The sequence below is a fragment of the Paenibacillus sp. FSL R5-0517 genome, from assembly GCF_037974355.1.
Taxonomy (GTDB): domain Bacteria; phylum Bacillota; class Bacilli; order Paenibacillales; family Paenibacillaceae; genus Paenibacillus.
On record NZ_CP150235.1, the window covers coordinates 5352805 to 5369114 of the forward strand.

The window sequence follows — 16310 nt, forward strand, 5'->3', positions numbered from 1 at the left end:
TTACTTCGCCTCCTTCAATTCTTTAACACCGTCACCTACGCCGCATACATAAAAATCACCTTTGAGAGTGGTACGTGCTTCATATGCAGCGCCCACTTCGCTTACAAAACGCTCGACAACATTTTCATGCACCAGCGATACGGTGCAACCGCCAAATCCTGCGCCAGTCATTCGGGCACCAAGTGTGCCAGGAATACGCTGAGCTTCTTCAACCATAACATCCAGCTCATCACAGCTTACTTCGTACAAGTCGCGAAGCGATTCATGAGAAGCGTTCATCAATTGGCCGAAGGTTTCCAGATCATTACGCTGCAATGCTTCGACTGATGCGAGCACACGCGCGTTCTCTTCCACAACATGTTGTGCACGCTGTCTAACTTTCTCATCCTTGATCTGATCCTGTAGTGTTACGAACTGCTCTGGCGTCAATTGAGCCAGGTAATTCAGTGCAGGCAGCTGTTCCTTCAAGATGGCAAGTGCCTGCTCGCATTGGGAGCGACGTTCATTGTACGCCGAATCCACCAGCCCGCGGCGTTTGTTTGTGTTCCCGATGACCAATTTGTAAGAGCCTGTACGGAAAGGAACCTTTTCGTACTCCAGTGTGTCACACATCAGCAGAATCGCGTGATCCTGCGCACCATTTGCAACTGCGAACTGATCCATGATTCCACAGTTGACGCCTACGAACTCATTTTCGGCTTTCTGGGACAGAAGTGCCAGTTGAACCGTATCAATATCCGACACGCCCTCCAGAGACTGAATCGCGAATCCGGTAAGTACCTCCAGAGATGCAGATGATGAAAGTCCTGCCCCGTTCGGAATCTCCCCGTGGTACAGGAAGTCGTACCCTTTCGTTACATTCACGCCTTTGCCTTGTAATTCCACCATGACACCAACAGGATAGTCGGTCCATTCACCCGTTTTCTCCTTACCAATAGTGGAAGTATCCAGTGCTCCTTCATAAGACATGTTCGTGGAAGCCAGTTGCAACTTGTTGTCCTGACGCTCACGGATTATTAATGTTGTTCCAAATTCAAGTGCTGCCGGAAGCACGTATCCACCATTATAGTCAATGTGCTCACCGATCAGATTCACACGACCAGGGGCATGAAATACACGGATGTCCGCTCCACTCTCTCCGTACTTCTCAATAAACTTTTGTTTCAATTCAGTTACGTTCACTGCTTCTGCACCTCGCCTCGTTGTTGTGGTTTTCTTAATGTTATTATATAAGAAAGCGGTACCTCATGTAATGCAACCATGTGTGTTTCATATGGATAAATGTGACCTTAAAGCGTATAATGATCAGAGCATCCCGGAAAGAAGGAAACAACTATGGCAGATCAATCCAACGCCAAGAAAGACCCGCTTGCATCTTCAATAGAAAGAATACAGGAATCACCTTCCGGTAAAAGTGGAGCACTCAGTTATTCGGTTGCCTCCAATCCAGTCTATTATGAGCAAGGCGCACTGCATGTCCTGTTTGCCGGAGCAAGTCAGACCCTTCCGGGTCACGCCCTCGGCCCTAAATTGTTTGATTATTATCTGCTGCATTATGTAGAAAAAGGGGCGGGTACGTTCCGTACCGAACTGCACACCTACGAATTATCCGCAGGTGATTGTTTCCTCATTCACCCCGGGCAGCTGGTGAGCTACCAGTCACATGCCCGTAACCCATGGCAATACCGCTGGATCGCCTTTACCGGCAGCCAGGCTGCCCAGCATGCCGAGGAGGCAGGATTCCGCCCGGAGAAGTCCGTTTTTCATGCCGGACCTTCCTGTGGAATATCCGATTGGTTATCCGTGATGCAGGATGCTTTTGCCGAGCGCAAAGAAAGCTCCCATTTCACATCACTGGGTACGTTATATATGATTCTAGCCGAAGCACAGAATCACCTTTCGCAGGGTCAAACCTTAATTCCAGGTGAATCCTCCATCCGACGTACGGTGAAACAAATGATTCAATATATGTCCACCCAGTATGCCTATCCTGTCTCCATTGAACAAATGTCTGCGAGTCTCGGGTATAATCGTGCGTATCTTTCCCGTATTTTCAAACAGGAAACCGGACTTTCGCCAGTCACTTATCTGCTAAAACTGCGGATCGACAAGTCGCGCCAACTCCTAAGAGAACGCCCGGATCTGTCCATCGAACAGGTATCTGCATCGGTCGGACTGCCAGACGCGCTGTATTTCTCCAAACAGTTCAAACGATTCCACGGTGAAGCGCCCAGCTTGTATCGAGAGAAAATCCTCTCGCGTCCACGACATCAGGGGTTACAGAAGAATGCTCAACCTAACAAACGGTGATCAACATAATGGACCAAGAATCATATACGACAAAAAAGGTGCATTCCGCCATTATGGCTAAGATGCACCTTTTGCACGTTAATTATTTGTCATCAGACTTGGGTGACAGAATGGACTCAATCCGTTCCAATTCCTCTGTAGAGAAATCCAATTGGCTGAGTGCAGCCACATTCTCTTCAATCTGGGAAGGACGGCTTGCGCCAATCAGCGCAGATGTTACCCTGCCATTACGTAGAACCCATGAAAGTGCAAATTGGGCCAAGCTCTGACCACGGGCTGCTGCAATCTGGTTGAGCGCACGCACTTTGCGGAGCGTCTCCGGAGAGATATTGCTCTCATTCAGGAATACCGACGGTCCTTTGGCACGTGAGTCTTCCGGGATACCATTCAAGTATTTGTTCGTAAGTACACCTTGTGCCAGTGGACAGAATGCAATACTGCCTGTTCCATATTCATCCAGCACGTCCTGCAAACCATCTTCAATCCAGCGATCCAGCATCGAGTACTTTGGTTGATGGATCAACAGCGGCGTACCCAAACTTTTGAGAATCTCAGCGGCCTCTCTCGTCTGGTCTGCGGGATAGTTGGAGATTCCTACATAGAGGGCTTTACCCGAGCGAACAATATGATCCAGTGCCATCATCGTTTCTTCCAAAGGCGTTTCGGGATCATAACGGTGGGAATAGAAAATATCCACGTAATCCAGGCCCATACGCTTCAAGCTCTGATTCAGACTGGATACCAGGTTTTTGCGTGAGCCCCACTCGCCATACGGGCCGGGCCACATATAATATCCTGCTTTGGTGGAGATCACCAGTTCATCCCGATAAGGTTTCAGATCCTGGGCAAGCACCTGTCCAAACAACTGTTCTGCCGAACCTGCCGGTGGACCATAATTGTTGGCAAGGTCAAAATGGGTAATACCCAGATCAAATGATCGGGTGATCATATTTCGTCCATTCTCAGCGTTATTGATACCGCCAAAATTATGCCACAGTCCCAGTGAAATCGCTGGCAGTTTCAACCCTGAACGTCCAACGCGGTTGTATTTCATCGTTTCATAGCGAGTATCGCTTGCTACGTAGACCATCATGAATCCCTTCTTTCCCCAGGTTCCGCCTCCTGATCCGGTCAACACCGGAGAATGCGGTTATTCAGTCCATACGTTTAACCAAGAAGCTGGTCCACATCATTCATTACCTCACCAATCGGCTCTGTAATCAGCAAATCCGCCCTGCTGTCGTAAGCGGTAGGTGTAGCATTGAGCAGAACGGTATGTTTTCCCTGAAAATACGTAATTAACTGGGCTGCTGGATATACCGTTAGTGACGTGCCGCCCACGAGTAACAGGTCTGCGGAAGACAATGCATCAATAGAGCGATACAATGTTGTCTGATCCAGCTCCTCCTCGTACAGCACCACATCCGGCTTGATCACACCACCGCATGCGGTACAGCGAGGTACGATATCTTGGGATTGTATAATATCATTCAGTGCATAAAACTGCTTGCAATCCATACAGGCATTACGATGAATTGAGCCGTGTAGCTCCAGGACATTGCTGCTGCCTGCCTTCTGATGCAATCCATCGATATTTTGCGTGATCACTGCCTCAAGTTTTCCCTCCTGCTCCAGACGGGCTAACAGTCGATGGCACCCATTAGGCTCCGCATCTGGATGAAGCATTTTGCCTCGATAAAAATCATAAAAAATATTGGCATGCTGATCAAAAAAATGCCGGCTTAACAACTCTTCCGGTGGATAAGGGGAATGCTGTTCCGTCTGATACAGACCCGCAGCCGAACGGAAGTCGGGAATCCCGCTTTCCGTTGAAGTCCCGGCCCCTCCGAAAAAAACAATACGGGAGCTTTCCTGAATCCAGGCAGCCAGTTGTTCTGTTGCGTTCATCCTCTCTCCTCCTTTTATATACAATATAAATTGAACTAAAGAATATTTACACTGACCACTCCGATGACAGAACAACCTTCCGATCGCTGTTATCCCCAGATTTTTTGATTCCTTCTATGAAGGGTAAATCCGTGGATAGCATATGCTTCCGATTAGCTTTCTTTTAAAAAGCTTTTAGACGAACGTTCCACTTCTTCAGGTTATTTCTGCCTTCTCCGCTTCGTGTAAATGTTTAAATCAATTCATATCGTTCAAGCAGTTAAATGGTGACTTATATAATCACACTTAGCTCACTATAATGGCGAATAATGGCATGGGCATCAACCAGGTGTGATCCTTGATCTAACTGCGGACAGTAACCCAGCGTATAGAATACCTCTGCATGCCGTCCCATCTGCATATCCCCATTACTGTCTCCAATGACAACGGCCATCGCAGGATCGATATGTAATTCCCGGCAAGCCAAAAGTGCTGCTTCTCCATCCGGTTTGCCCTGGGTCACCCGATCACAGCCTACAATGGATGTAAAAAAGGAGCGGATTCCCATCCAATCCAGATGTGTCTCTGCTGCAGCTGTACTGTCTGAAGTAACAACCGCCAGAGGTATGTCCGCTGCCTGGCAACTCTGCAAGAAATCCAGCAATCCTGGCATCGGTTCAGCCGATTTGCGCTCTCGTACCGATCTCATGGCTACACTTGAGAATTGCCGTATCGTTGTGATCGCTTCATTCCATGGCATGCCTGCTGCATATAGCTGCCCGGCAAGCAATCCCGTGCACTCATCCACAGTTGCAATCGCGAGGGGACCTTGCGGATCATAACCGACAATATGCCCCTCTGCATTATGGGTGGTGCCCAGAACGTGCTCCAGTTCAACCGTAAATGAAGCACCAAGTTCGTTCATACGTGATTGTAACTGATTCAGTAACGTCTCTGCCCACGGCCCCCATAACTGGAGGAATTCCAGCAGTGTTCCATCTTTATCGAACAGGATACCTTTACATGGGATCTGCGCTCCATTCACTTGAAGCATGGCCATCCGTATCACCTCCATCAAGTTATGCTATAAATGCATACAGTCCTTAATACAGACAGATTAATCTAGATCACTTAATGGTACTTAACCAACCCAGGACTGTCTTGACGGTCTGATTCAGCTGTTCTTCTCCACTCACTTCCGGCTTGCCATCCCCTTTTTGATGACCATAATCACCAAACTGGGCGTGGTTTCCACCTTCAATGGTGTAATATACTGTATCTTCCGGAAGATACATCCGTCCACTCTGATACTTCGTAGCATTCACGACCTCATCTTTGGTACCCAGAATAGATAAAGCAGGTATTCCGAGTGACTTTACGCTTCCTTTTTCATCCGGGTAAGATGCCAGGAAGAAGATGCCCTGTAGTGCATCAGGATGCGATGCTACATAACGTGCAGCCATGGACCCACCAAGAGAATGCCCACCCATGACGAATTGTTCATCTGGATATGCGGCCAGAATCTCATCTGCCAGGTTTGGCTTGAGCACTGCCAGATTAACTGGCATCTTGGCAATAATCGTGTGATGACCGGCAGCAGCCAGCTCATGGGCAAGTGGTGCATAACTTTCCGGTTTTACCAGTCCGCCGGGGTAGAAAAGAACACTCTTACCCGCCGGTTTGTCTGGCGCAAAATCAATCCAGTTCTCTTGTTCGCTCACCGTCACCTGATTGACTGTTTCCATGGCCGTTTGAGCTGTTTCCTGTGGACCGTATGGTGTGAATAATTTCCACGCAACAAATCCACATCCAATAACAATGAGCGCCAGAAGTACGAGCAGGAATTTCCCGATGCCCCTCTTCTTGCGCCCTGTATTATACCGATTTCTCAACGTTAATCACCTTTCTTCACTTCCGCAGGTGCCGCGGCTCACAGAATTGGGAGCCTTCGTTAATCAGGCTCCCCTCTCCGGATTAAAAAAATATTATTCAGCCTTGGCCTTGCGGTAAGCATCCATATATTGTTCTGCTTTGCGACGGACATGACTCAGGTCACCCGTCTTCACAGCTTCCGATGTCAAGTCGGAGCCGATCCCTACAGCCACTGCTCCACCCTTGATCCAATCCCCCAGATTAGATAAGGATACTCCGCCAGTTGGCATAAAATTCGCCTGCGGCATAGGACCTTTCATCGTTTTGATAATCGATGGATCGTACAGATTACCCGGGAACAACTTCACAATGTCCACACCAAGTTCCAAGGCGCGTTGAACATCAGCAATCGTCATCACACCAGGCAGGATCGGAATTCGATACAGGTTGCAGATCTGAACGGTATCCGGATTCAGGGAAGGACCGACGACAAACTCGGCACCCGACATGATGGCCGCTCTTGCCGTTTGCGGTTCTAACACCGTTCCCGCACCAATAATCGCGAACTTCTCTGGATCTTGTGTGTTCCAATGGTATACACGGCTTAATTTTTCAATGGCTTTGAGTGCACTGGGTACGGTCATCGTAATCTCGATAACTTTAATGCCACCCGCAATCGCTTGCTCGGCCATGGCAATGACCTGATCCGCAGAATCTGCACGCAGAACTGCCACAACCCCATTGTCCGTAATCTTTTGCAACAGCTGAAGCTTCTTCATTTCATTCTCTCCCTTGTCAATGTGGTGGTTGTGTATACAAGCCTTACATTTGAAGAACGAAGATGAGCCATATATGATTTCAGCAGCGACTAGCGCTCAACATGGGCAACGTTGTTCAGCTTGGCCTCGACCTGCCCCCACGTCGGGAGCGCCTCCCAATCGCCAACAGCCTGTATAACCATGGAACCGGTCAAATTGCCGAGACGAGTTGCTTCCTGCGGGGAGTATCCTTTTAATAGACCTGATAAAAATCCCGCGCAGAATCCGTCTCCTGCTCCTACCGTATCCAGAACATGATCCGCCTTAAAGTACGGAACTTCCGTTAGGGTACCATTCGCCAATACGTAGGTCAAATCAGGGCCACCCTTCACGATGCACACAGCATTCATGGCAGATAAACGCTCAAGTACTTTTTGATCATTTTCTTCGTTGTATAGAAGTTTCATCTCATCCAGACCCGGTAAAAAGTAGTCCGCCAGTTCAGCCAGACGCAGTAAAACCGAACGGGCCTCAACCGCTGACCACAGTTTGAGACGCAGATTTGGATCAAAGCTTACTTTCACACCTGCCTGTTTGGCAATATGTATGGCAGCTTCTACCGTTTCAAGTCCAGACGAACTAATGGCCGCTGTAATACCTGTAACGTGCAATATCTTAGCTCCGGCAATATATGCGGGATCCAGATCATCTGGTGTAATCGCACTTGCTGCCGAAAGCTTCCTATAATAATGTACCGAGGCTTTCCCGGAAGCGTTCTCACGAATCATCAAACCAGTGGGCTCGTGATCACTTAACCTTGCACGTGATACATCTACACCTTCACCGCGAATGGCTTTCAGAATCATGTTGCCGATCGGATCATTGCCCAAACGTCCAAACCAGCCACTGGAATGCCCGAGCCGGGATACACCAATAGCCAGATTGCTCTCGGCACCCCCAAACGACTTGTCCAGTGTGGCTGCATATTCCAGCCCTCTTGTATCTTTGGCAGTCAGCAAACCCATACTTTCCCCAAACGTAATAATTTCCGGGCTTGGATTGGGACTCGTTGACATGATTTCTTCCCTCCTTATCGTTACATTTCCTCATCTTCTGTTACTATTGTCATCCTCTATGCAACCGTTGTCAATCCCGGAGCGTTCATTTTGTTGTCACAGCTTTGAGAAAAGATAACGCTTACTAATGTGAATTAAATCACAATAGATAATGTACATCCGTATTACCCTTATTACAGATGCAAATGACCTTGCAGCTGGGGTCTATAAGGGGGCTACACCATGAAAAATCAGACACTGATCCAGGATGATCAGGAATCTTTCTTTTACAATCTGCGCTTTATGCTTATCGTCTGTGTCCTTGCCGGTAATGCACTGGAACCACTCATCACACGCTTTGCAGGAGCAGAAGCTCTGTTCTTATGGATATATACGTTTCACATGCCACTCTTTGTATGGGTGACCGGGTATTTTGCGACACACTCACTTCAAGGGGCCTCGGGGCGAAACGTCCTGAAACAGATTGCCTTGCAATATGTGCTATTTCAGTCCTTATACGCATTAATGGACTTTACTGTGTTCCACACACCTCATATGCGGCTATCCTTCTTTGCACCTTATTTGCTGTTATGGTTTCTCGCGAGTCATTTCTGTTGGCGACTGTTGCTTCGTCTGACGATTTCATGGAAACCGATATATCGGCTGATTGGATCGATTGCGCTCGGTGTCATTGCCGGGTATTTTCCCATCGACGGATTCTGGCTCAGCTTCAGCCGTACGTTTGTGTTCCTGCCGTTCTTTGTCATCGGTTATGACTATGGGGCATCCATCCGTTCTCGTTTATTATCCGGTTGGGGGCGAAGAACCGCAGCCGTCCTCTCCGCTGCATTGTTGGTATGGATCGGGTATGGCGGTTTAAATATTACATCGGGATGGTTACTCGGCAGCATGACTTACGCCGAATTGGGCCATCACGAATGGTATGCCGGCATCTTCCGACTTGGCATCTATTTGCTGGAAATCGGATCGGCAGCACTATTCTTGGCCTGGGTACCCTCCTTGACTTCCAGACTGACGGACCTTGGAAAACGCACACTCTATGTATTCCTGCTGCATGGTTTTCTCGTTCGTCTCGCAATCTGGTCTGGAGTCTACAGTTATATGGGAAGCTCGGCGTATATTCCAGTCATACTTGTCATCGCCTTACTCTTCGCAGTCACATTGGCTCTGCCGGCTGTTCGCCACACGTTCAAACCCTTGATCGAACCGGATATATCCCGCTTTTCTTTCAATCGACATGAGGTGTTTAAACGGTCGGCCTAATTCTCTGACGGATTCTCTTCGCCAACGATTCTAACCTGGTTGGTTGTTTCAGGCTGGAAATGATGTGGTAATTTAGGGATACGCGCTACAAAAAACAACTTATTGTTGTAAGGAGTGATTTGTAATGGCACGTCAACCGACGTCAGAACGCAAGATGAGCCGTGAGGAAGCCGGTAGATTAGGTGGGAGAGCCACCTCCAAGAACCATGATCGAAGCTTCTATCAGATGATTGGAAAAAAAGGTGGAGAAGCGACTTCAGATGCCCATGACACTGACTTTTACAAGCAGATTGGCCGCAAGGGCGGCGAAGCAACCTCCGAAACCCATAATAAGGAATTCTATCGTGAGATTGGACGCAAAGGCGGAAGCAACTAATGATTTCCGCTCCCACATCGAAACATGATCATAGTTTTCCCGCAAATCAAGAAGTCTGATTCCATGAAAATGGTTTGAGGCTTCTTTCTATTGATTGTAGAAATATGACGATGGTTGTGATAGACTCAATAGAAAAACCGGGTGTTCACGGGTTTAAAGCAGCAAAGAATTTCACAAACTACGGGGAGCTCGACACCGGCAAACCGATCTTTTTTTTAGAGTACGGATGAAATTAAACGACAGATGCACTGCCATTTACTTTTCCATTCATGTTGCTCAATATTATATATTTGGGGGGAAACACACCATGTCAGCCAAGAAGATGCGTTCCGATATGATCAAAAAAGGTTTTGACCGTGCACCGCACCGGAGTTTGCTCCGCGCAGCGGGCGTTAAAGAAGAGGATTTCGGCAAGCCATTTATTGCCGTATGTAACTCTTACATCGATATCGTGCCCGGCCACGTCCACCTTCAGGAATTCGGTAAAATTGTAAAGGATGCTATTCGTGAAGCCGGTGGCGTTCCATTCGAATTTAACACCATCGGGGTAGATGACGGAATTGCCATGGGACACATTGGTATGCGTTACTCGCTGCCAAGCCGTGACATTATCGCGGACTCCGTGGAAACCGTTGTATCTGCTCACTGGTTCGACGGCATGGTATGTATCCCGAACTGCGATAAAATTACACCCGGCATGATGATGGGTGCACTCCGCTGTAATATCCCTACCGTGTTTGTCAGCGGTGGACCGATGAAAGCCGGTCGCGACAGCAATGGTAAAGCTCTTTCCCTGACTTCCGTATTTGAAGGCGTAGGTGCTTACCAAGCAGGTAAAATCGATGATAAGAGCTTGCTTGAACTTGAACAGTTCGGTTGTCCAACTTGTGGATCATGCTCCGGTATGTTCACAGCAAACTCCATGAACTGTCTGGCTGAAGCGATGGGACTGGCGATGCCAGGTAACGGAACCATCCTGGCTGTTGCTCCTGAGCGTCGTGAGTTTGTTAAACAATCTGCCAAACAACTGATGGAGCTTATCAAAATGGATCTGAAACCACGTGATATCGTTACTGTAGAAGCGATCGATAACGCGTTTGCTCTGGATATGGCGATGGGTGGATCTACGAATACAGTACTGCACACGCTGGCACTGGCTCATGAAGCGGGCATCGAGTACCCAATCGAACGCATCAATGAGGTAGCTAACCGCGTTCCGCATCTTGCTAAACTTGCACCAGCTTCCGATCTTCACATCGAAGACGTTCACAATGCAGGCGGCGTAAGCGCAGTGCTTAACGAATTGCTCAAGAAACCAGGCGCGATTCATGGGGATTGTATTACGGTTACTGGTAAAACGATTCGCGAGAACGTTGAAGGAAAAGAAATCCAGGATACCAATGTCATTCACCACTTGGATAACCCGCATTCCGAAAAAGGCGGCCTGGCTGTATTGTTTGGTAACCTTGCACCACAAGGCGCTATCATCAAAGTTGGTGCGGTTGATGCTTCGGTTGGTGGATACCATAAAGGTCCTGCTATCTGCTTTGACTCCCAGGAGCAAGCGCTCGAAGGCATTGCTAACGGCAAAGTAAAAGAAGGACATGTTGTTGTTATCCGTTATGAAGGACCAAAAGGCGGACCAGGTATGCCTGAGATGTTAGCTCCTACTTCCCAGATCGTTGGTATGGGGCTTGGTGCCAAAGTTGGTCTGATCACCGATGGACGCTTCTCTGGGGCATCCCGCGGAATCAGTATCGGACATATCTCACCAGAAGCAGCTGAAGGTGGTCCAATCGCCTTTGTTGAAGAAGGAGACATCATCGAGCTGGATCTGAACAACCGTATCATCGAATTGCACATCAGTGACGAAGAGTTTGAACGTCGTCGCGCAGGTTGGAAAGGCTTTGAACCGAAAGTAAAAACCGGTTACCTGGCTCGTTATTCCAAACTGGTTACCAATGCAAGCAATGGTGGCGTACTGAGTATCTAATTTACTAATAAATAAAGGGTTGCTCTTCTGCCAAATCTGGCGAAGGGCAACCCTTTTCTTTTGCTGGTTGGTGTAGCTTAGTCCGTTTAGTTCCGCTCTGGCAATATCTCTTGTTCAATTAACAACGATTCATCTCTGGATTCTTCTAGCGTTGCAGCCACCTGTGTCGTATGTTGACCGTAACGTTCCAACAATATATCCAGCGGCATGGCAATCATCTTGGGTACCAATTGTTCTGTACGCTGTTTCAAGCGTTTGGTTCCTGCCGGATGGATCACACTTAAGAGCAGTTTAAGGTATACTTTGGATGCAGCGCTGAACGGTCCAGGGGGCAATTCTTGTATGGTAAATCCAAATTTTTCAGGACCTCTGTTTATCATACTTACACCGTATATGGCTTTGGCAGAGCGTAACTCAGGATCGAGCGCCACCATATGTGCCAAATCCGGCAGTTGCTGTTCCATCGTGCGGATCATACGAATAGCCAAATGCATACTTGAACGCGAAGTCACCCCAAGTTCGAACAACTTCTGATTGTCAAAATGCAATTCAATGACCGGATCTCCGTTTTGGATGACATGGCCATCGCTCATCTCCATTCGTGCTCCGTGATATACACGAGATCGAAAGTGTAACATGGGATCTTCTGGCGAAGCCGTCCGCAGATGATATACCCAATGGAACAATTTCTCCCAGCCAAGCCATAAGGCAACAACGATCCGCTTCCATAACTTCAACGTTGTCTGTGGTTGATTCTTGTTCTGAGATTCGCTCACTGTAACACCTCCCATCAATGTGTCGACACGTACGCTTTGCAGGCCCAGCCTTTCAGCTTCCTGCAATACGACCTCCAGCGCCTGAAGCATATGCTCCGGCGCGTGTGCATCAGCACCAAGAGTCGTTCCTCGATCATGCAGCAGCATGACCTCTCCGCCTCTTAACTCCTTCAGCATCCGTTCGGTCAGTCGCTGGACACCTACTCGGCTTCTCCAGTCTTCAAACATGGAAGACCACAGTACAATCTTTCGTTCTTTCTTGCTGAAAAAATCAAACAGATTCATAATGCCCCATGGTGGACGATAAAAACAAGTTTTAACCCCGGTTACTTCATGGATAATCTGACCTGTTCGCTGAATCTGGTCACGAACCGTACGCGGCCGCATGAGCCAGTTCGTTTTGTGAATATAATTATGAATGCCAATAAGGTGGCCTTCGTCATGTATGCGCTGAATGAGTTCAGGATGACTCGCGGCATGTTCTCCCACGACAAAAAATGTTGCTTTTGCTTGATGCTGACGAAGCAGATCGAGCAATCTCGGCGTATACAGCGGATCTGGCCCATCGTCAAACGTTAATGCAAATTGTGTATCACTTCTCCCACGTCTAAATACACGAAAACCGAAAAGCCTGCTGATCAAACTTGGAATAAAGGCGTAAAAGGATGAAAGATACAATAACCACAGTAGAATACTCTGAAGTATCGTTGTCATGTTGCAAGCTCCCCACTTCTCCTGCTGAATTACGGTGCGCTATGGCACTATCAAAAATAAACCGCCTTTAATTTTATCATAGTTCAGACTTTTCTTGAATCCTGTTTTCCCAAAAAGATAGCTATCGTGTACAATATATACATTATAATGATCTGCCTGCAAAGGAGCCATGTCCATGCTACCGCTTTATAAAAAATACGGGCGAACTGTCTTTGATATCGCTTTACTCGTATTAACCGTGTACGTCATCATGTACAGTTTTAGCCAATTATATCAAATCGCTGCACCGGTTTTTCTCTCATTTATCGTGTACTGGATGATTGAGCCATTAGCCAAATTTCTACATCGCAAAGGACTGCCCAAGACGCTTGGAGCTGCCATATCCGTCCTGTTATTTCTCGCGATAATTATCGCGGCCTTTTTTGGTGTGGGCTTGATTATTATCTCACAGATATCCAATCTTCAAGATAATTTTCCTGTATACATTGAAATGATACAGCGTGAGTTTACCAATCTGGTGTTATTCATCCAGGACAAGTCAGACGCTCTCCCTGATGGAATTATGGATAAAGCGAATGATTATTTTGCAACACTGACCGGCTTTCTTTCCAAATGGGTAACGAGCGGAGCGCAATTCATTGTAGGTTTCCTCAGTTCATTCTCTTCATTTATTACGAACTTCGGAATTGCGATTATTCTGGCCTTCTTTCTCAGTATCGAGATTGAATCCTGGCGCAAGTTCGCCCGTGCGAAGACGCCTAAAACCTTGAAGTTAGCTATTGAATTCATGCGTAATCACGTGTTCAAGACGATCCGTTCGTATCTGAAGGCACAGATGATCATGATGCTCATTACGTTCGTATTGATTTATGCAGGTTTGTTGATTTTGGGAACCTCTAACGCCTTTACCATTGCAGTCGTCTGTGCAGTTTTTGATCTGGTACCATTGCTAGGGGTTCCTGTTGTATTCATTCCATGGATTATCTACTTGTTCATTATAGGCAATAGCAGCCTGGCCATCGGCCTGATTGTGATTCTGGCAGTGACGATGCTGACACGACAATTGTTGGAACCGAAGATATCGGGTAACTCGATTGGTGTATCTTCGGCGTACTTGATGCTTTCGTTCATGCTAATCTCCCTTTCGATCTTCGGCCTGGCTGGTGTAGTGTTATCTCCAGTGCTGCTGATCCTTTTGAAAGAACTATTACAACAAGGGTACCTGCAAAAGTGGATTCACCTGCCAAAAGATGAATTTGAATCTTCTCCATTGGTTATGGACCCGCCCGTTAGCACGGCCTCAACGAGTTCTGCCGAGTCCGCGATGCATACGCCTGTTCCTGCGAAGGATCACGAGGACCCAGCCAAATAGTCCATGACCTTCCTGAAGAGAGCTGTCGCCTGATGATGGCTGTCTGGAGAGACATTTTGAACAAGCACAGCTACGGCGTACTTGGGTTGTTCTATCGGTCCGTAACCGATGAACCATTGATGATTACGCTTCTCCCCATGTTTCTGTACCTGAGCTGTACCTGATTTCCCTGCAACATGCCACCGCGCACGCTGCAGGGATTTTCCTGTTCCCTCACGGACTACCTTATTCATCCAGGATAACAGTTTATGCGCAGTTGCGGGAGCAATCTGCCCTGCGGCTGAAGGAGAATCATGCAAGGGCATCTCAAGCATGATGCCACCATCCGCATATCGGATTCTCTTAACGAGACGTGGGGCACTAACCTTTCCATCATGTAACAGTGTCACAATCAGATTGGCGGCTTGCAGCGGTGTGACCAGCACATCTCGCTGACCGATGGCTGTCTGTATTTTCGCACCTTCATCACCAGAAGAAACAGCTTCTGTTCGCACACGCCCGTGATCTTCGTGATCAAAGTGTCGCAAGACGGGCATTCCTGCCATCTTTTTCCCCTCCCAACCAACAGGTCGCGCCAGTCCCAGACGATCTGCCGTGTTCTCCAGTTGCTCCATACTAAGCCTGCGCGCCGTTTCCGCGAATACGATGTTGCAAGACTCCGCAAATCCTTGTTCCAGATTCAGGTTACCATGCCCATGCTCTTTCCAGCAGGACAAACCATACTTTCCATACTCACCACCACAATGAAATTCTTCTCCATGAGAAACCGCATGGTATTCCAACGCAGCAGCCGCAGTGACAATTTTGAAAATGGAACCCGGGACGGCTCCCTGTACTGCACGATTTCCCCAGGCCGATTGTTTAGGGTCCACATGTTGTGGCTGATAGAATGGACTTGAAATCATGGCGCGAACATCTGCGTTAGCCGCATCTAACACAACAACGGCCCCTTCTTGTAAGCCAGCTTCTTCTGTCAACTGCTCCAATCCACGCTGCAACTTGGCATCCACAGTCGTTTCTACACGTAAAGGATAATGGCCATTGGCCGGTGCAATAACGTGAGGCTGAATTTCAGGGATAATCTCCCCACTACCCGAGACCATACGTGATACAAGCGTAGGACCAATTCCCCTCAACAGGGGTTCAAGTGTCCTCTCCAGTCCAGCTGCCCCTGATTTCATGGCAAATGGCTGTTTTACTTCATCCTGATGCCCAGTTAGAGCTCTGGAGGACTCAGGCTGTTCAGCCAGATAACCCATCCACTGCATTCCCGTATGCCCCTGAAGATACCTTGTCATCATTGGATAGATACCCGCTCCTTGCAGGTGCAGATTACGCAGACACTCCACCTGAGCAGCTGTCAAATGAACAGGCTGAGTTGCACCTGCTGTCCAGAAATGAGGTGCATTTTCCCGATTCCATTCCTTCTTCAATTGATCCGGATCGGTATGTAATATAGCTGCCAACTGCGTCATCTCTGATCCTTCTAGTGCCCCTTGCTTGTGTAGTTCACCTGATGGCACTGCCTGTGGAAAAAGAACCAAGCCCCATTGCAGCTTACCTGTCAATGCCTCACCTTTGTAATCCGTAAATTGTCCACGGCCCGGATCTAACATCACCCCGCGTTCACGCTGCAATACGGACATTTCACGTACCGTTCGGTGAAATCCAGGCATCGTCTGATTCACCTGAACGATCTGGACCCATCCCAATCGCAATATAAGCAATCCAAAGACAAGAGTTAGCATAATACAAGCTATATAGATTCGCCGTTTCGCAAGGAGATGCATCCCAGTCTCACCCTTTGTCGTTTTGACATATTATTGCTAATACAGCTTGGAATTATCCGGCAAACAGCAAGAAGGCCTGTCCCATGTACGGGACAGGCTCCTTAGCAATATTAATCCGCATAT

The 16310-nt window shown here is 47.9% G+C and carries 13 protein-coding genes and 1 pseudogene; 5 read left to right on the forward strand and 9 right to left on the reverse strand.

The window, feature by feature from the left end:
* Positions 1 to 1182, reverse strand: a complete 1182-nt coding sequence (locus MKX40_RS23880; protein ID WP_339236922.1) for a galactokinase — start codon at positions 1180 to 1182, stop codon at positions 1 to 3.
* A 153-nt stretch (positions 1183 to 1335) separates the two neighbouring features.
* Between MKX40_RS23880 and MKX40_RS23885 the strand changes: the two genes are divergently transcribed.
* Positions 1336 to 2310: an AraC family transcriptional regulator gene (locus MKX40_RS23885; RefSeq protein ID WP_339236924.1), complete on the forward strand. Its 975-nt coding sequence runs from the start codon at positions 1336 to 1338 to the stop codon at positions 2308 to 2310.
* 82 nt (positions 2311 to 2392) lie between these two features.
* On the opposite strand, the gene mgrA is transcribed toward MKX40_RS23885, so the two are convergent.
* The 6 genes from mgrA to MKX40_RS23915 all read right to left on the reverse strand — a co-directional run bounded on the left by mgrA (position 2393) and on the right by MKX40_RS23915 (position 7903).
* Positions 2393 to 3400: an L-glyceraldehyde 3-phosphate reductase gene (gene mgrA / locus MKX40_RS23890; RefSeq protein WP_339243184.1), complete on the reverse strand. Its 1008-nt coding sequence runs from the start codon at positions 3398 to 3400 to the stop codon at positions 2393 to 2395.
* 77 nt (positions 3401 to 3477) lie between these two features.
* The gene (locus MKX40_RS23895; RefSeq protein WP_339236926.1) at positions 3478 to 4218 is read right to left on the reverse strand and encodes an NAD-dependent protein deacylase; all 741 of its coding nucleotides are present in this window, start codon (positions 4216 to 4218) and stop codon (positions 3478 to 3480) included.
* Between the two features lie 271 nt (positions 4219 to 4489).
* On the reverse strand, positions 4490 to 5257 hold the full coding sequence (locus MKX40_RS23900; protein WP_339236928.1) for an HAD family hydrolase: 768 nt from the start codon (positions 5255 to 5257) through the stop codon (positions 4490 to 4492).
* A 67-nt stretch (positions 5258 to 5324) separates the two neighbouring features.
* Positions 5325 to 6089 carry an alpha/beta fold hydrolase gene (locus tag MKX40_RS23905; RefSeq protein ID WP_339236930.1) on the reverse strand — a complete coding sequence of 255 codons (765 nt, stop codon included), beginning with the start codon at positions 6087 to 6089 and terminating at the stop codon, positions 5325 to 5327.
* Positions 6090 to 6182: 93 nt separating this feature from the next.
* On the reverse strand, positions 6183 to 6848 hold the full coding sequence (locus tag MKX40_RS23910; RefSeq protein ID WP_017686833.1) for a bifunctional 2-keto-4-hydroxyglutarate aldolase/2-keto-3-deoxy-6-phosphogluconate aldolase: 666 nt from the start codon (positions 6846 to 6848) through the stop codon (positions 6183 to 6185).
* Between the two features lie 89 nt (positions 6849 to 6937).
* Entirely contained in the window at positions 6938 to 7903 is a 966-nt protein-coding gene (locus tag MKX40_RS23915; protein ID WP_339236932.1) for a sugar kinase, read from the reverse strand.
* A gap of 222 nt (positions 7904 to 8125) precedes the next feature.
* Here MKX40_RS23915 and MKX40_RS23920 point away from each other — a divergent pair, with 222 nt between their 5' ends.
* The 3 genes and pseudogenes from MKX40_RS23920 (at position 8126) to ilvD (ending at position 11535) form a co-directional block, all read left to right on the forward strand.
* Positions 8126 to 9166: a fucose 4-O-acetylase gene (locus tag MKX40_RS23920; RefSeq protein ID WP_339236934.1), complete on the forward strand. Its 1041-nt coding sequence runs from the start codon at positions 8126 to 8128 to the stop codon at positions 9164 to 9166.
* 124 nt (positions 9167 to 9290) lie between these two features.
* A pseudogene (locus MKX40_RS23925) lies at positions 9291 to 9533 on the forward strand (general stress protein); the annotation flags it as partial.
* A gap of 316 nt (positions 9534 to 9849) precedes the next feature.
* Positions 9850 to 11535, forward strand: a complete 1686-nt coding sequence (gene ilvD, locus MKX40_RS23930) for a dihydroxy-acid dehydratase (RefSeq protein WP_074096200.1) — start codon at positions 9850 to 9852, stop codon at positions 11533 to 11535.
* Positions 11536 to 11621: 86 nt separating this feature from the next.
* Here the strand turns inward: ilvD and MKX40_RS23935 are convergent, their stop codons facing one another.
* On the reverse strand, positions 11622 to 13025 hold the full coding sequence (locus MKX40_RS23935) for a polysaccharide deacetylase family protein (protein ID WP_339236937.1): 1404 nt from the start codon (positions 13023 to 13025) through the stop codon (positions 11622 to 11624).
* 175 nt (positions 13026 to 13200) lie between these two features.
* On the opposite strand from MKX40_RS23935, the gene MKX40_RS23940 reads away from it, so the two are divergent.
* Positions 13201 to 14397 (forward strand): AI-2E family transporter, encoded by a 1197-nt coding sequence (locus MKX40_RS23940; protein WP_339236939.1) that lies wholly within the window; start codon positions 13201 to 13203, stop codon positions 14395 to 14397.
* On the opposite strand, the gene MKX40_RS23945 is transcribed toward MKX40_RS23940, so the two are convergent.
* Complete coding sequence (locus MKX40_RS23945; protein WP_339236942.1) at positions 14376 to 16115, reverse strand: penicillin-binding protein 2; 1740 nt, start codon at positions 16113 to 16115, stop codon at positions 14376 to 14378. The two genes, MKX40_RS23940 and MKX40_RS23945, sit on opposite strands and share 22 nt — an antisense overlap.
* Between the last annotated feature and the right edge of the window lie 195 nt (positions 16116 to 16310).

Bases quoted from the DNA above. Each gene is read 5' to 3' on its own strand.
- MKX40_RS23885 (WP_339236924.1), top strand. From the start codon at position 1,336: ATGGCAGATCAATCCAACGCCAAGAAAGACCCGCTTGCATCTTCAATA.
- mgrA (WP_339243184.1), bottom strand. From the start codon at position 3,400: ATGGTCTACGTAGCAAGCGATACTCGCTATGAAACGATGAAATACAAC.
- MKX40_RS23895 (WP_339236926.1), bottom strand. From the start codon at position 4,218: ATGAACGCAACAGAACAACTGGCTGCCTGGATTCAGGAAAGCTCCCGT.
- MKX40_RS23900 (WP_339236928.1), bottom strand. From the start codon at position 5,257: ATGGCCATGCTTCAAGTGAATGGAGCGCAGATCCCATGTAAAGGTATC.
- MKX40_RS23910 (WP_017686833.1), bottom strand. From the start codon at position 6,848: ATGAAGAAGCTTCAGCTGTTGCAAAAGATTACGGACAATGGGGTTGTG.
- MKX40_RS23915 (WP_339236932.1), bottom strand. From the start codon at position 7,903: ATGTCAACGAGTCCCAATCCAAGCCCGGAAATTATTACGTTTGGGGAA.
- MKX40_RS23920 (WP_339236934.1), top strand. From the start codon at position 8,126: ATGAAAAATCAGACACTGATCCAGGATGATCAGGAATCTTTCTTTTAC.
- ilvD (WP_074096200.1), top strand. From the start codon at position 9,850: ATGTCAGCCAAGAAGATGCGTTCCGATATGATCAAAAAAGGTTTTGAC.
- MKX40_RS23935 (WP_339236937.1), bottom strand. From the start codon at position 13,025: ATGACAACGATACTTCAGAGTATTCTACTGTGGTTATTGTATCTTTCA.
- MKX40_RS23940 (WP_339236939.1), top strand. From the start codon at position 13,201: ATGCTACCGCTTTATAAAAAATACGGGCGAACTGTCTTTGATATCGCT.